The following is a 15,068-nucleotide window of genomic DNA, read 5'->3' as shown; positions in this document are numbered from 1 at the left end:
ATTATTATCCTGCCAGTGAGAGATATTGCTCTATTAATCCTTTGGAAATCAGGCTCCAACCATCCATTGCTACAAAGAGCAATAATTTTATCGGTACAGAAATGGTGATTGGGCTCATCATCATCATGCCCAACGTCAGCAAAATACTGGAAACCAAAAGATCGATCACGACAAAAGGTAAATAGATATAAAATCCTATCTTAAATGACTCTTTTATTTCACTTAATGCATAAGCGGGCAGTAAGGAGAACAGCGAAAGCGACTTTTCCTCATCGTCATTATATTGCTCAGCCGCTTCATCGTGCTGCCTTGCTTTTTGCGCGCGTTCAAAAAAGGCAGCGAGATCAGGATCGGTATAACGCTGTAGATACTCCCTGTAACTGATAAAACCATCGTCGACGAATTTGACAATATCGTCCGCTGAACTTACCTCGATATGGTTACTTTGATAATAATTATAACCATCCTTCATTATTGGCATCATCACAAAGACAGCCATAACAAAAGCTATGCCATTTAGTGTCATGTTCGAAGGGATTTGCTGTAAGCCAATGGCATTTCTAATCATGACAAAGACGATAGAAAATTTTACGTAACAGGTGCCGCAAGCGATGAGAAAAGGCGCCAGCGAAGCGCATGCCAGCACCGCAATAAGGGAAATATCATTTTCCATCTATGGCACCATCAATCAATGTCTGGATTTCAACACAAAGATTGTCATCAATCCATACCAGCTCGCCACGGCCGATCAACATTTTATTCGCACATATCGTCACGCTATTCTTGCCGTGCCCACCGGTTGCGATGACATCGCCAGGAGAAAGATGCCTGAGTTCAGAAAGCGTCACTTTTTTTTCATGAATAATGAAATCCAGCTTTACCGGTATTTTATTTAACCCGCTCTCTTGTTGTTCAATATAGGGTTCTTCTGTACCCAGCGAATCACTATTTTCTTCAAAATCGTCTAACTCTTCTTCAAACACAAATTGTTCCTCCTGACATTGAAATTTACCCAGCCGGTAATCACCAACCAGCACCTCTTCGCGAAACTGACTGATAATCAGCACATCGCCAGGCTTAAGTTTTTTAAGATAACGAAGCCTGAGATAGCTCTCTCCCAGCAGCAACCGCAGATGGAAAGTGAGATGTCTGGGTTCGAAGGTTGCCCAAACGGGTTTGATATCCGGTGCTACGGTGATAAGCCAGCCATTCCCCAGGCTGGTTGTTATATCGAGCATCAATGCGTAACTCTCATCGCTTCCTGTTTCAGGGGCACTACTGTCAAAACCCAAGCGCCCCCCGTCCGGCAAGTACATTTCGCAAGGGTTATCGCCGTAGCTAAAGAAATTGCGGAGATCCTTATCGGACATATACTCCAGAGCAAGCTGACTACACTCTGGATGGTGCTGAGCAAACCAGACGCGAAGATCGATGAGAATGCTGTAGCCGGATGCCGCCGAAAAACGGTGTAGTACCGCTCCCGGTGGCGGTACTGATTGAGTGACGTTCTGGCCGCATGATGTCATCCATGCTTTATATTTGCTGATCCCTCCTGCTCTGGGATCATAGCGACGAAGCTTCTGGCGGATCATGTCTCTTCCTCATCATAAAATCGCCAGACGTTTCTGCGGTTGCTGTGCTGCTCTCCTTCCTCACGTAAAGAGAAAACGGGCGCGCCGGGTGTATCCCTTGCAATGTCGATCCGTTCCCGAACCTCGCGCGTTGTTGGCGTCATGATTAAGGGCTGTGTCAGCTGATCTTTGGGTACGGTAAATTCAACGGCATGACGATTTGAGGCATCCCAGCGCCTGAACGTGTAAGTAATTTTGGTTTCACCATGCTCAGGCCGGGAGGAAGCCTCCGTCTTCAGCATTGATGACAAATCCTGATCTGCATGTCTTATTTGCTGCGTAAAGAGATTCTCTACCTTACTTTTTACGCTGGCATCCGACTGTGGCGAACCGCTGAGGCCCAGCGCACCATGAGGTAAAATGTTATTAATTTCGCTGCGAACATCTTTGACTTTTTTTTCAACCGCCGCTGTCATAAATGAGTCCGCAGCGATAATGCCGGGTTGCGGTAGTGCTGCTGCTGTTTTTGCGGGCGTTACTGCTGTTTTTGCTGACGTTGCTGTTGTTTTTGCTGGCGCTGGCGCAGCTGTTAACAAGGGTGTGTCAATCGCCCTTAGCTGACTTGCCGTTGACGCTGTGGAAGATTGCAGAGTAGTACTCTTGCCGCAGAAATCAGAGGAATCAGAAGCAGCAGACAGCATCGCTGCCGTTTTCACGTCTCCACTGCTCACAACTAAACGTGGACTCTCTGGCGATGTGTCAGAGACCAGCTGACGGAAAAACGTTAAATAAGGAACAAGGTCCACTTCATCAAATTCTTTTTCTTCGCGCATTTTTTCATCAAGTCTGCTGGCAGGTTCAGAAATAACGCTATTTTCGGCAGCAGGCAGTGAGCTTATTAGCTCCGCTTTTACATTTTCCATTGAAGCTGCTCCTCCAGTTCATTATCAAGCTGGTTCAATTGTTTTAGGGCGAGTTCTTTATTCAGTTCACGAATACGATTTGTAAACTTATCTGCCTTACGCAGTACTATTTTTCTCTTTTCCTGTGCGGCATTTAGCGCACTCTGACGCTCAGTTTTTTGCTGACTTAATTCTTTTTTATGCATTACCGCCATTGCAATTTTTCTTTTGATTACTGCCTGGCGAGTTTTAGACTCAAGTATTTCAGTCAGCGATGCCGCACCGATAATGCTGAAACTTAGCAGGTGTAGGTTTGCCTTAGTAATGATCTCATGACATTCGTTTATACGCGCATCGAGATCCTCTATCTCATTTTTTATCCCTGCAATTTCAGCTTCTATTGTCCGTATATTTACTGCAGTCCTTTTATTAATTATTTTTAAACTAATTAATAATCTCATGCATCATCCTGAGAGAATGATTAAGCTCTTCTCGCTCATGCATACCCTGGCAAAGAAAAGCCCGAACGTCAGGCATTGAGCGCCAGGTTTTATCGTTATCTTCATTGCTTCCCGGCTTGTACTCACCGAAATCGATAAGCATCTGCAGCTCGTCAATTTTAGCGATTAGATCCCTCACATTTCCGGCCACCGATAAATGCTCCTGAGTACAGACACGTGTACTTACACGGCTGAGACTTTTAAGTACATCAATTGCAGGATAATGATTCTTAGACGCCAGCTTGCGGCTTAAAATAATATGACCATCGAGTATTGAACGGATCTCTTCCGCTATCGGGTCGCTCTCATCTTCGCTTTCCAGAAGAATAGTGAAAAATGCCGTGATACTGCCATTATGGGTGACGCCAGGGCGTTCCAGAAGCGCAGGTAAACGCTCAAAAACGGATGCCGGATACCCTCTGCGTGCCGGAGGCTCTCCCGCCAGCAATGACACATCACGTAGCGCACGGGCGTAGCGAGTAATCGAATCCAGAAAGAGCACAACATTTTTCCCCCGATCGCGAAAATATTCTGCAATCGTCATCGCCACCGCCGCCGAGTTCATGCGGTCTGATGCTGAGAGATCGGAGGTCGCGTAAACCACCACGCAGCGATGTCCTTGCCCCGATAATTTTAGCTCCTCTACAAATTCAGTTACCTCACGCCCACGCTCACCAATAAGCGCCACGACAAAGAGATCGGCTTCCGCATTGTTAATAATCATCTGCATCAGCGTTGTTTTCCCGCAGCCAGCAGAAGCGAAGATCCCCATGCGCTGCCCCTGGCCAACGGTAATAAGAGCATCAATCGCTCGAATACCGGTAATGAATGCCGTTGAGATACTCGCTCGATCGTGATAGTCGGGCGGCGTCGCGTTAATGGTTCGCGTTTCCGTGACGCCTGAACCCTGCGGCTCGCAGAGCCGTTCGGTCACAACGCCAGAGGCATTGATCACACAGCCAGTAAGCTGTTCGGACAAAGGCAGAACAACATCCCGTCCGGTAGGGCTAATCACCACCTCACGTGTCAGCCCCTGTGCAGAACCAATCAGCGTAAGTAATGTCTTCTGATGGTGAAAACCAAGCACCATTGCGCGAGCAATCACTGTCCTGTCTTTCCAGCTACGGCGAATCTCACAGAGCTCGCCGATGCGGACACCTTTCAACGGCGCCTCAATCAGGGTACCGGTAATCCGCGTCGGATGAGCCTGATAACGCACCAGATCGGCAAATGACATTACTGGAGAACCTGCAAGAAATCCTCGATAGATTGATAAAATTCTTCCAGAGTGCGACCAAAATCGTCAGGATTCAGGCAGGAGGGATGCAATACCGCCTTCAACACCGTGTAGTCACTGTCTTCAGCTAGTTGCAGCTGGCCGGTGACAGAATAAAATACGGGCATCATAAGCATTGGCAGCAGGCGGTCAGCGCACTGTTCCAGCAAGCCAGGGTTATGCTCAAGCAGGCGACACCAGACAACAACCTGCTCGTCTACTAACGATACAAGAATGTCCGGGATGCCATTAAATTCCAGCGCGATAGTACTGTGCCCATCAAAACTCTCAAGCATGTCTGGGGCACATCCCTGAGAAAGAAGCGTATCACGGACTAAATCTCTAATATCGAAATTCATTTTATCTACCTTATTGAATAGTTTTAATTACATTGATGTTAATGCTTTCGGTTATTTCACCAAAAGAAAGGACCTCAAGGCTTTTAAACTTATTTTCCAGAAAACGTTTAACGAAACGGCGAATATCAACGGATACTAAAATCACATAGTCTTTTTGCGACATTAAAATATCGTTGAGCGCCAGTTCGAAACGATCCATCAACTCTTCAGATTCAGCCGGCTCAAGGTTCAGGAAAGAACCTGAAGACGTGCTGCGAATGCCCCTACGCAATGTATCTTCTATATCATTAGAGATGAGTACCACACGTAACGTCTGATGTGATGAAAATTTATGGCTTATATAACGCGACAGCGCGCCTCTTATATGCTCAACAAGCGAAATAACATCTTTTTCTTTATTTGCCCAGATCGCTAAGGTTTCAATAATAAGCTTAGTATTACGAACAGAAATCTTTTCATTAAGCAGACGCTGGAAAACTTCTGCGATGCGCTGAACGGTGGCATGACGGGTCACTTCTTTTACTAAATCCGGATAATCTTTTTCCAGCTTATCAAGATGCGTTTTCGTTTCCTGAACGCCAAAATATTCATTAACGTTACGTACCAGTGTCGTCGCCATGCAGTAATAGAGCTCATCTGTCGGTGTACGGGTAAAATAGCCCATCTCATTCAGCTGAGAGGCGTGCTCTGCATCAACCCATAGCACATTATCCTGATTTACTGTCTCAATGCCTAAATGCTCAAGCTCATCAGTACCATTGATAATGGTCAGCTTGTCAAAATAAATAATATACTCTTCAGCGCGAATTTCGTTGATCAATAAAGAGACAGTATTATCGAGCAAGCTTTTTGAAGATTTAATAATGATATCAGGCAAATGAATACCGTAATCCATAAAGAACTGACTACGGAAACGCTCCGCCGCCTGGACTCTATCCAGGATGGTTGCCACGTTGCTGCTGACCACTAACATCAGCGGGATGGTTACCGGAGTAACTTCATTCAAATTATCAATCAGCCCCAGCCTTGTTTCATTTCCATGACTATCGGTTTTTCTGCCGGGATCGGTCTCATCAGAATATTCATCGTTGAGGACATTATTATCATTAGCAGATGCAGACTTATTGCTTTTATTTTCAGCATAATATTTATAAATATAGAGCCCACCAGGGATCATTGCTAACAGCATGAAAATAAGCAATGGGAAGCCAGGTAAACTACCAATCAAAACGGCGATAATCGCGGCAATAAGCAGCACAAATTTATTGTTAAAGAGCTGGGACATCATGGTGGTCCCCATGTTATTCCCTTCGCCACTTACTCGCGTTACAATAAACCCGGCGCTAATAGCAATTAGCAGTGAAGGGATTTGTGCAACTAACCCATCACCAATTGTCAGCATGGTATAGGTTGACAATGCACTAGACATTGTCATGCCATGCTGACTAATACCTACGCTAATGCCACCGATAAAGTTAATGAAAATAACAATAATGCCTGCGATAGCATCGCCTTTAATAAATTTCATCGCCCCATCAAATGAGCCATAGAGCTGACTTTCTTTTTCCAGTATTGATCGACGTTCTTTCGCTTCTTCAGCTTCAATGATATTTGCCCGCAGATCCGCATCAATACTCATCTGCTTGCCTGGCATACCATCCAATGAGAAACGCGCAGCAACCTCGGCCACGCGCTCGGCCCCTTTGGTTACCACCATAAACTGCACAATAGTTACAATCGCAAAAATTACGAAACCAACAACCAGATTATCGCCTATAACAAATAGGCCAAATGTAGCGATGATATCTCCAGCATCAGCATCGTTAAGAATTAACCGCCTGGTACTGATAGAGAGTGCCAGCCTGAAAAGCGTCGTGATCAGCAGTACTGCCGGAAAAGTTGAGAAGTTTAGTATGCGATCAATATAAAATGATGATAAAAAAACCAGCGCTGAAATAATAATATTTAAACCAATCAAAAAATCCACCATAAACGTTGGTAATGGAATGATCAACATTGAGATGATCACCATAATCAGTATCAGAATGAATAATTCCGGATGGTTTTTGATTTTTATTAAATATTGGTTAATCACGACCCGTCCCTCGCCTTATTTTCTATAAGCATTTCCTGCTGCGATTTTTTCACCTCATGCAATGTGATATCGCTGATTAAAATGCGAAGGTTTTCCAGTAGTTTCTCCCTGTCGGCAGCTTCAAGAAAAATTGCTTCAGGAACTTTCGATAATGCTATAAATATTGACTGTAAAAACTCTACCTTTTCTTTTTCTGTGGCAGCCAGGAGATGATCCCCACCAACTTCTTCAATGCTTTGATAGATTTCATCAGGCTCATAGATAGCCGACAGCAGGAAAAACAACCATTTATCAACAGATTGATTCCATTGCGCTAACACAGAATTGGCATTAACCCCTTCGATAAACACAATGTCACCAGAACGAATCAGTTTTATATGTGATAGCCTGCTTAACAGATAACCAAACTCTGCGTCATTACAACTCGGATCGCTGGCTTCCAGATCGGTTAGGACAGCCTTCTCAATAAAATCAATCAGAATATGTCTGCGCTCAGCGCCATAAAAAGCCAGCCATTTTTCATAAATCACCAGTTCAGGGTCTTCGCTCTGGATAAAATCACGATATGCACGGCGAACCGATACCGGGGACATCTTTAATTTTTTACTGTAGAGCCGCGCTTTTAGCGCAATGTTGATGCCTGCTTTAGTAGGCTTAGGTTCCGCCTGCTCCTCTGCCAGTTCAAGTGCCAGTGAGATGGTTTCCACCTCATCCAGAATAAACTTACGTATACGTAACAGCACGCGTAATGCGGCGATAAGGCAGCTATCATCCGGAAAGGCTTCACGAGCATAGTGAAGCAGTATGCCAGGGTTATTTTTTGCTTCATTTTTCAGCAACGGAATTAGCGCATCTATCTTTTCATGCGCTTGCTCGTCAAGAACGTAATCCAGCCCAACATCGGTAAAAAAATCTGCGCGTTTTTCCAAATCCCGGCGATTACGAATTTGCGTAATAAATGCCGTCATTTCATCAACGGAGTTCAGAAACTTCTCTGCAGTCGCGATAATGACATCATTAGGCTCATCGGCCACGGGCTGATTGGCCGTCGAGTAAGCTGAGGCAGAGCTATCACTTTCGAGCCGCTTTTCTTGCGCTCCCGGCGGTGTATAGCGTGCTATTGGCGCCGCTCCGTTTGACTGGACAGTCATTCTTTTCCATCCAGAAAGTTTTCCATCCAGTCGAAAAGTGCGCCCGTCGCCGGCTTACCACGGATGTCATCAATAAATTGTGTGCTGTTGAAGGCATTTTTTGCAGAGATCTCTTTGGGCTGAATCAAAAATACGCGCACCATCTCAGACGTTCTCGCTGACTGGGTACGGAATAATCCACCGATCCACGGCAGATCTTTCAGGAAGGGAATGCCTGATTCAGTTTCACTATTTTCTACGCGCGTATAGCCGCCAATCAGCAAACTCTTTCCTTTTGGTACCCGCGCTATGGTATTAATATTCGTTCGCCCGACTTCAGGCAGATGATCGCCTGCCTGGCCATCGTTAAGCTGATTACCATCTTCAACGCTCAATAAAAGTTCGACTTCATTTTGTTCAGTAAAACGCGGAAGAACATTCAATGATGTTCCATACGTAACATGCTCAAGGTTAGAAGTGCGTTCGCCAATGAGACGAGTATAAAAAGTACGGTTGTTATCAAAAACTGCCGGAACATTTTCTTGAGTAAGAATCATTGGCCTGGAAACAATATTGGCTTTATTGTTTTGAACCAGCGCCATTACTGAGGCCATAAAAGATGCGCCGTCAACGGTACTGGTGCCTCCGCCGTTAAATGAAACGCCAACCTGGTTGCCCATATTAAACGTACCATTCCAGGACACGCCTAATTGGTCAAAAGCATCCTTTTGCAGATCAACAATCCAGACGGACATTTCTACATGCCTTCTGGGAATATCCAGCGCTGCAACAAGCTGGCGAACGTTGCTGACCTGACGAGGATTCCCTCTTACCAGTAAACTGTTATTTTGTGGACTGGCGATGATAACCACACGCTCTGTTTTGCTGTTTTGCCAGGTCTCAGACGTAGCAGGCGGCAGCAAAGGCCCAGGAATACCGAGAGCCTCAGGGAATACAGCCTGAAGCGGGTTACGTTGTACGCTAGTTTCGTTTACCGAATTATTATCCTGTTCTGTATATGCCAGGACGCCTTTAGCCGTTTTTTGCGCACGCTCCATCAACTGACGAATAATCGTCGCTATACCAGGAATAATTAATGTTTCATCCCGATAGCGATAGGTGCGATCGTCAACAAAAGTGTTATATAAAGGAATCACATTAAGTGTATTATCAGAGGATAAAACCTCTTCCTTGCCATCCAGTAACGCCGCTGTTTCATTCACTAATTTAATATAAACAGGCGGGCCCGACAGATAAAATGTTTTGCTGATACCATCTGAACGCATCGGATAGCGCGAGTCATAAAGGCCGGATGACTGCAAAAAATTTTTCAATGTCGCTGCTGAAATATTTTTCAGCGTTACCACAACGTTTTTCATTTCGCTGGCGTCATAAACATAAATGGCCTGCCCATCGTCATACCATATAAGACCAAGCTTTATGGCAACACGCCGCAGTAATGCTTGCGGATTGGCCATATCAAAATTACCCGTAATGCGCTTTTTAGACGCCAGCGGGCTAACGATGATTGACTTTTCAAGGTTAGCTGAAAGCGCATCAAAAAAGGTGCGCATATTGTCTTTTTCAGCAACATAACTCGGGTCATCTGATTTGACAGCTTTTCTTTTTTCAGCCGCGAATAACGGAGAAGAAAGCGTTGTCATAATAAAAAACAGAACAATGGCTTTAATGAAATTCGGTTCTTTTAAATTCATAATCTAAAAGCTTTTTGAGCTCGCGAGGAGGAAATCCCATAATATTTTTAAATTCACTGGAAAAATGGGAAACAGAAGCATAACCATTGTTCAGCGCAATAGCGGTAATGCTGTCATTCGTCTCTATTAAATCGAACAACGCTTTAGTTAAGCGCCAGCGGCACATCTCTCCTTTAGTGGTATTACCTAGCGCCAACTTAGTCAGTCGCCTAAAATGAGATTGTGAAAAACCATACTTTTCACCTAACTCTTTGAGTAGCGCCGTATTATCATAATTTAACAGATAGCTGACCAACCAATACCATTCTGTTGAACGTAAAATAGCAATAACTGTGTTTTTCTCTACTTCCCCGGTCACATTTTCCCTAATCAGCCAATTTTCCAGAACCTGGGCCGTGGGCACTGTTTCATCATCAAAAGGTAGAAAAACCGCTTGTCTTTTGGTCGGTATTTTAATATTAGGTTTTAGCGCCGTGTCAATAAAGGCCTGGATTTTAGCAAGGGCAATTAAATCCAGCGGATAAACTGTCATCGTCCCTGAGCGGATCTTCAGCTCAGCGTCCTTTATAGCTAAAATCCCTGCAGAAGATGATGCAATATCGATTACACCCTCATCATTCTGGCTATGAAAAAAAACAGCGCTGCCTTGTTCAGGATGCGGCATTACCCACCAACATACACTGGCCGTAGAGGAATATTTATCACCTGCTTCAAGAACAAAATTATCTTTTCTCGAATTCATATTGCCTCCCTTCCAGTTTAAATAAACTCACTGTTGCCAGGGTTGCTTATCAGTTTCACTTTGACAGGCCGGAGAAATTCTCTATTAACTCGCTAATAACAACTGGAGTTATCCTTTTCTGTCCCCAAATAACAATTAATTGATATTCGATCAGACCGCCATGATAGAAAATATTTATCAGGCAATCATGATAGAATTATCATTAAATTATAATTAAACCGGATTAAGTTTAATAATATTTATGCGTATTACGAAAAATGGGTAACCCGATCACTATGACAGTGTAAATATCCTTTCACCGCTTTGTTCCAGGCAATATCATCAAACACTTGGGTCTGCCGTCGAACCTCCGCAATCTGTTCCATATAACTACAGACTTCAGCTAAAGATTGTTTATTACGTAGCATTTGGCTAAAGCTTTCCCAGGCATCATTCTGTTCGCTTTTACTTAAACCAGATAGTGCTTGCTTCATCAAATCTTTATGTCTAACGATATTTTTCTCTACTGGCCGCACAACTGCATCATACCAGGTTGTAGTACCTGCAACGGCAAAATGGTTCAAGGCAAAACGTTTTTCGTTAGCTTTTAAACAAGTAACCATATTATTATAGCTGGCTTCTGGTGTCAGGGATGCTTCCTGCTGTGGGGTGCCAGTCGCGCAGCTCCCCGGAATAACTAACTTAATGACATCGAGATGTTTACAGCCTGATAGCATGAGTAATATTAAAGTCATTAAGGCTTTTTTCTTCATTGACTCACCACTCTTGGTCTTCTGGCTGCGACGTTAAAATGTCGTTTCGCCATTGAATAATTATATTATCCAGCATCATTTTTTTCATAATCTGCTGGTAATCTTCAGTGCTGTTGTTGAATGCTTCAAGCACATCCTGCTGCCTGTTATTCTGATCTACTGGAAAATTGCTATTCTTCAACGTCGTATAGGTTTGCAATTGAAAAACCGTATTGTCTTTTCTCCTTATACTTCTTACAGGCATTCCTTTGCCTCCGTTGTTAGTCTGATTTTAATTTTCTCACGCGTTTCTTCACTTAGATAACGTATCCGTTCGATAAAATCGTCTTGTGAATTTATGATATCCAGGGCCAGACGTTGCGAAAAAATATCAGTAGATAATTCCAGAACAAAGTCACCAGCCTTAATATGGCATCCTGGCTCGTCATCAATATGAACCTGAACATTGCATCCTTTCTCTTCAAGAAATTCCTTAACAGGATGCTCCAGTTTTTTATATGAATGATGTAACCTGACGCTTGCTGTGCTCACACTTTCTGTAATTTGCTCTTGCCACCACTGCGCGATAAGGTGATTAATAATTAGGTTATCGCTGAATAATTGCTCAATGTTATTGCGTAATGTATTCATACACGATGCCATTAGCGCCTGGCTACTGTCATTAACTGTGGTGACAAACTCTGAAAAGATATCCAGCAGAGCTAACAGACCCTCATCGCGACCTTCAGCCTGCGCATTTTCCCTTATTCTATCCGCTTCTTTTTCAGCAGCGCTTAAAATTTTCCTGGCCCTTTCTTTAGCATCTTCATAGATATTGAGTGCTCTTTTTCGCTGCAGTAGATGTTCCTTCGTTAAAAGTACGCCATCCAGTGGCCGAAGCGAAAACTCAGATTGGGTAATTTTTTGCATGTATCAGCGCCATAGAAAACAGATTAATATCAACGGATGGTATAAGTTCATCATCCTCTGCAAGATAATTAAACATCAATGCTACTCTCTTTTTAACTGATTCCGGTAACCCGGCGGCAAGCGTCATTACTTCACGACAGGCGAGAGCTTCGATATTAATTTGATACCGATGATTTATCTGTACAGCACCGTTCGCAGTTAAAGAGCATTGCATAAAAATCCTGGCCCCTGCGCTAAGCGAATGCCAGGTTATAGATTGCATAATTGCGCTACGATGGCGATAACAAGCCATGTAGTAAGCTGCCTGCCTAAGATAAAACCAGTTTTCACAAAACAAATTAACCTTTGGCAGCGAAAAATGCTCCTTTGTAATGACGTCTAAAGAATACTTTCGCATTAACGCCGAATTCAAAATAGCTTGTCTGATACCCGACTGCTGGCGAATGACATCCTGAACAAGCGATTGATGCAACCATAATAGCGGCCGGAAGTTGATTACATCATTGATTGATAACGGTTCCATTTATTTTTTTGTTTTTTTCCTGAAATAAATAAAAGCAGCGGCCGATAGCAGTAAAGCCACCAAACAAGCCATCAGGATAATAAATAGTGGTGTAACTACGCTATCTTTTCCCTTTATTGCTAATGGCGCCACCTGCTGTATCTCCGGCGCTGGCGTTAACACCACCGAGATATCTTCATATTCCAGTTTATTAAAACTATTACGCAGCAGCCGCTTTACATCCGCAATCAAATTGGTTTCTGAAAATGCTTCTCCCTTTACTTTCAGCAAAGCTGAAACATGCACCGGTTTGTTATCTTTATGAGCATCGGTATTGCTCATATCATAGCTAACATGTACACGAGACGAGACCACTTCAGCTATTTGATCCAGCGTCTGTTCAAGCCTTTGTTCAATAGCTGAATAGATGCGTGCAACTTCAGCCCGTGGGGAAGAAATTAATGCATCAGCGGGAAACATCTCGGCAATTTCCACGCGTGGCTTAGAGGGAAGATTATATATCTCGATTAAATCAACAGCGGTGGCAAAATCATTACGAGCAACACTGACGGAATACCCGACTTTCGCCACGCTATTTTTTTCCGCTTTAATATTATTTTTCTGTAATAATGCGACTACTTCATTGGCCTGAACCTGATCCAGACCAGTAAGCAGCAGCTCCATCCTGCACCCCGTCAAGAAAAACACAGAAAAAAACAGAAAAACTTTAACAATTTTCATAGTCAGGCTAGGCGCGAATAACGGTATCAATCGCAGTGACCGCTTTTCTGGTCAATGCTGAATAAAGAGAAACCGTAAGGTTGTATTCAGACGCTCGGCTTTGATAGACATAGAGATCTTCAGGCGTGATCGTGTTGCGGTAATCTTTAACACGCTCAAGCTCACCCAGCTTAACTGAATATTGCTCTTCGCTGGCTTCAGAAAGCGCCTTTTTCAGCATCCCTTCAAGCGAAAGGCCAAATTCTGGCTCCTGCTCTGGCATAGCTAACTTGCTGATATCTGAAATAGTAATACTCATAAAGACTCCTTTTAGCGGAAGTTTGAGATAATTGCAGAAGAGACGTCTTTATAAGTTTTTGTAATATTTGATTGTGCATTTCGATAAAGCGTATACTCAGACAATAATGCCTGATATTTAGACAGGGTAGCTGGGTTTGATGGATCGTCATGCACTTCCTGCAATGCCTGCTGCAAGTCAACATTCAGCTGCGAGACTTTATCATTAAATAAACCGGTTTGATCCGTCAGATAACCATCCCATGTTGGGTCAGTAACCGTTTTTAATTGCACTGCATATTGTTTCATTTTTTTACCTTTATATCATTTGAAAAATCCCAGTGTCGCGGGGTCAATTTTATATAACCACCGGAACCATACTGATATGATTTACCTTTAAGCCAGTCATTTTCTAATTCAATTTTAAAATGGACATAATGGCGCTGCCACTTTTTATTAAAAGAGACGATAAACCCTTTCAAATCATTCAGCTCGCTATCATTTAAATAGCCGCGAACGGTAAAAGAGACCAGATCACGTTGTTTATCTTTAGAATATACCTCGGCTATTTCACGCAGGCCCTGTTCAGCCTGGTTGACTATCACCGCATCGCTTATTATTGAGAAGTGAACATTCTTTGCGTATGGCAGTAAACTAAGTAAACCATTGCGAAATGCGTCAACTTTCGCCTTGTCCTTGAGATCTATCCCGCCTCGCTCTTTACTTAGCACGAGCTCTGGTTTCTCAGGATTATCAAACCGAATGAGGTGAAAACGTATTTGTGGCCAGCGACGGTAGATTTCATTCGCCAGCCGTGTTGCCTCACTGCGTTTGTTGATAATGACGCTCTGACTAAAATCAGCAGATTTTTGCAGCGCTCTTGCAGCCCAGTTACGCGCCTCTTCATCCTCTGCAAAAACGTACCATTGCGTATTCTTACCAAGAGATACGCTATAGGATTGCTCATCGCCCCCCAAAACCTGGATTAATGAAACCTTCCTTTTATCTTCTGAATCCAGATAATACCCAGCGAAAACCATTGCCAGAACAATAACTATCCCTAAACCTAACAAGCTAAAATAGAGTGTTTTTTTGTTGCTTTTGTTAACCGTATCCGGTTCATTCAACGTCGGTAGCTCAAAATTATCAACGTCATCATGCCATTCAGTATCTTTCGTTTCGCGCAGGGCGAAATAGAAGCCGCAGTAATGGCATACTTGCTGATAGTTTAATGTTATTTCTACAGGCTCTTTTTCTGCGATCGCTACGAGCCTGGGTTTCTCACCTTCTTCACCAACGATAATATCAAATGAAAGTGATAACGCTTCATCAGGCACAAAAATATTAGCAGGAGAAATCAATAGATCCTGCTGGCGTTTTAACTCATCTTGTTGTTGTATAAAATAGTGCGTTTCAGCTTCAGTTATACGATATTCACACCCTTTGAGCTGTGTATTTAAAAAACGTATAACATACAGCCCTTTTTCTTGCTCATCTTCTATATAAATAGACATGTTATTTATCTGGATCAGCTGGAACCAACATTAAGGTATAACGTTAACCGGCACCAATCATGATTAAATTTCGATGTTTTCATC

18 protein-coding genes are annotated in these 15,068 nt (G+C 43.3%); all 18 read right to left on the bottom strand.

Going from position 1 to position 15,068, the window contains the following annotated elements; genetic code table 11:
• Positions 1-4: 4 nt before the first annotated feature.
• The 18 genes from J2X14_RS10610 to J2X14_RS10525 all read right to left on the bottom strand — a co-directional run bounded on the left by J2X14_RS10610 (position 5) and on the right by J2X14_RS10525 (position 14,984).
• Positions 5-673 (bottom strand): EscR/YscR/HrcR family type III secretion system export apparatus protein, encoded by a 669-nt coding sequence (locus tag J2X14_RS10610; RefSeq protein ID WP_352411183.1) that lies wholly within the window; start codon positions 671-673, stop codon positions 5-7.
• Entirely contained in the window at positions 663-1,592 is a 930-nt protein-coding gene (locus J2X14_RS10605; RefSeq protein WP_352411182.1) for a FliM/FliN family flagellar motor switch protein, read from the bottom strand. Before J2X14_RS10605 ends, J2X14_RS10610 begins: the two co-directional genes overlap by 11 nt.
• Positions 1,589-2,494 (bottom strand): SpaN/EivJ family type III secretion system needle length determinant, encoded by a 906-nt coding sequence (locus J2X14_RS10600; RefSeq protein WP_352411181.1) that lies wholly within the window; start codon positions 2,492-2,494, stop codon positions 1,589-1,591. The genes J2X14_RS10605 and J2X14_RS10600 overlap by 4 nt, the downstream gene beginning before the upstream one ends.
• On the bottom strand, positions 2,482-2,934 hold the full coding sequence (locus tag J2X14_RS10595; protein WP_352411180.1) for a SpaM family type III secretion system protein: 453 nt from the start codon (positions 2,932-2,934) through the stop codon (positions 2,482-2,484). The genes J2X14_RS10600 and J2X14_RS10595 overlap by 13 nt, the downstream gene beginning before the upstream one ends.
• On the bottom strand, positions 2,918-4,210 hold the full coding sequence (gene sctN / locus J2X14_RS10590; protein ID WP_352411179.1) for a type III secretion system ATPase SctN: 1,293 nt from the start codon (positions 4,208-4,210) through the stop codon (positions 2,918-2,920). The genes J2X14_RS10595 and sctN overlap by 17 nt, the downstream gene beginning before the upstream one ends.
• A complete protein-coding gene (locus tag J2X14_RS10585) occupies positions 4,210-4,608 on the bottom strand; it encodes an InvB/SpaK family type III secretion system chaperone (protein ID WP_352411178.1) in 399 nt (132 codons plus the stop codon). The genes sctN and J2X14_RS10585 overlap by 1 nt, the downstream gene beginning before the upstream one ends.
• A 10-nt stretch (positions 4,609-4,618) precedes the next feature.
• Entirely contained in the window at positions 4,619-6,703 is a 2,085-nt protein-coding gene (locus J2X14_RS10580; protein ID WP_352411177.1) for an EscV/YscV/HrcV family type III secretion system export apparatus protein, read from the bottom strand.
• The gene (sctW, locus tag J2X14_RS10575; protein WP_352411176.1) at positions 6,700-7,854 is read right to left on the bottom strand and encodes a type III secretion system gatekeeper subunit SctW; all 1,155 of its coding nucleotides are present in this window, start codon (positions 7,852-7,854) and stop codon (positions 6,700-6,702) included. The genes J2X14_RS10580 and sctW overlap by 4 nt, the downstream gene beginning before the upstream one ends.
• Positions 7,851-9,548 carry a type III secretion system outer membrane ring subunit SctC gene (gene sctC, locus J2X14_RS10570; protein WP_352411175.1) on the bottom strand — a complete coding sequence of 566 codons (1,698 nt, stop codon included), beginning with the start codon at positions 9,546-9,548 and terminating at the stop codon, positions 7,851-7,853. The genes sctW and sctC overlap by 4 nt, the downstream gene beginning before the upstream one ends.
• Complete coding sequence (locus J2X14_RS10565) at positions 9,520-10,290, bottom strand: helix-turn-helix domain-containing protein (protein ID WP_352411174.1); 771 nt, start codon at positions 10,288-10,290, stop codon at positions 9,520-9,522. Before J2X14_RS10565 ends, sctC begins: the two co-directional genes overlap by 29 nt.
• Before the next feature lie 248 nt (positions 10,291-10,538).
• Positions 10,539-11,042 carry a hypothetical protein gene (locus J2X14_RS10560; protein WP_352411173.1) on the bottom strand — a complete coding sequence of 168 codons (504 nt, stop codon included), beginning with the start codon at positions 11,040-11,042 and terminating at the stop codon, positions 10,539-10,541.
• 4 nt (positions 11,043-11,046) lie between these two features.
• Complete coding sequence (locus J2X14_RS10555) at positions 11,047-11,286, bottom strand: hypothetical protein (protein WP_352411172.1); 240 nt, start codon at positions 11,284-11,286, stop codon at positions 11,047-11,049.
• Positions 11,277-11,951: an HrpE/YscL family type III secretion apparatus protein gene (locus J2X14_RS10550; RefSeq protein ID WP_352411171.1), complete on the bottom strand. Its 675-nt coding sequence runs from the start codon at positions 11,949-11,951 to the stop codon at positions 11,277-11,279. The genes J2X14_RS10555 and J2X14_RS10550 overlap by 10 nt, the downstream gene beginning before the upstream one ends.
• Positions 11,929-12,474, bottom strand: coding sequence for an OrgA/MxiK family T3SS sorting platform protein (locus tag J2X14_RS10545; protein WP_352411170.1), 546 nt, complete (start codon positions 12,472-12,474; stop codon positions 11,929-11,931). Before J2X14_RS10545 ends, J2X14_RS10550 begins: the two co-directional genes overlap by 23 nt.
• Positions 12,475-13,194 (bottom strand): type III secretion system inner membrane ring lipoprotein SctJ, encoded by a 720-nt coding sequence (gene sctJ / locus J2X14_RS10540; RefSeq protein WP_352411169.1) that lies wholly within the window; start codon positions 13,192-13,194, stop codon positions 12,475-12,477.
• Positions 13,195-13,201: 7 nt separating this feature from the next.
• Positions 13,202-13,492: a type III secretion system inner rod subunit SctI gene (sctI, locus tag J2X14_RS10535; protein WP_352411168.1), complete on the bottom strand. Its 291-nt coding sequence runs from the start codon at positions 13,490-13,492 to the stop codon at positions 13,202-13,204.
• Positions 13,493-13,503: 11 nt separating this feature from the next.
• Positions 13,504-13,779 (bottom strand): type III secretion system needle filament subunit SctF, encoded by a 276-nt coding sequence (gene sctF, locus J2X14_RS10530; RefSeq protein WP_352411167.1) that lies wholly within the window; start codon positions 13,777-13,779, stop codon positions 13,504-13,506.
• On the bottom strand, positions 13,776-14,984 hold the full coding sequence (locus tag J2X14_RS10525) for a PrgH/EprH family type III secretion apparatus protein (protein ID WP_352411166.1): 1,209 nt from the start codon (positions 14,982-14,984) through the stop codon (positions 13,776-13,778). Before J2X14_RS10525 ends, sctF begins: the two co-directional genes overlap by 4 nt.
• Positions 14,985-15,068: the final 84 nt, after the last annotated feature.

It is taken from the genome of Mixta sp. BE291 (assembly GCF_031457955.1).
Lineage (GTDB): Bacteria > Pseudomonadota > Gammaproteobacteria > Enterobacterales > Enterobacteriaceae > Mixta.
Note: the sequence above shows the minus strand (reverse complement) of the source record. Positions and strands in the feature narration are given on the sequence as shown.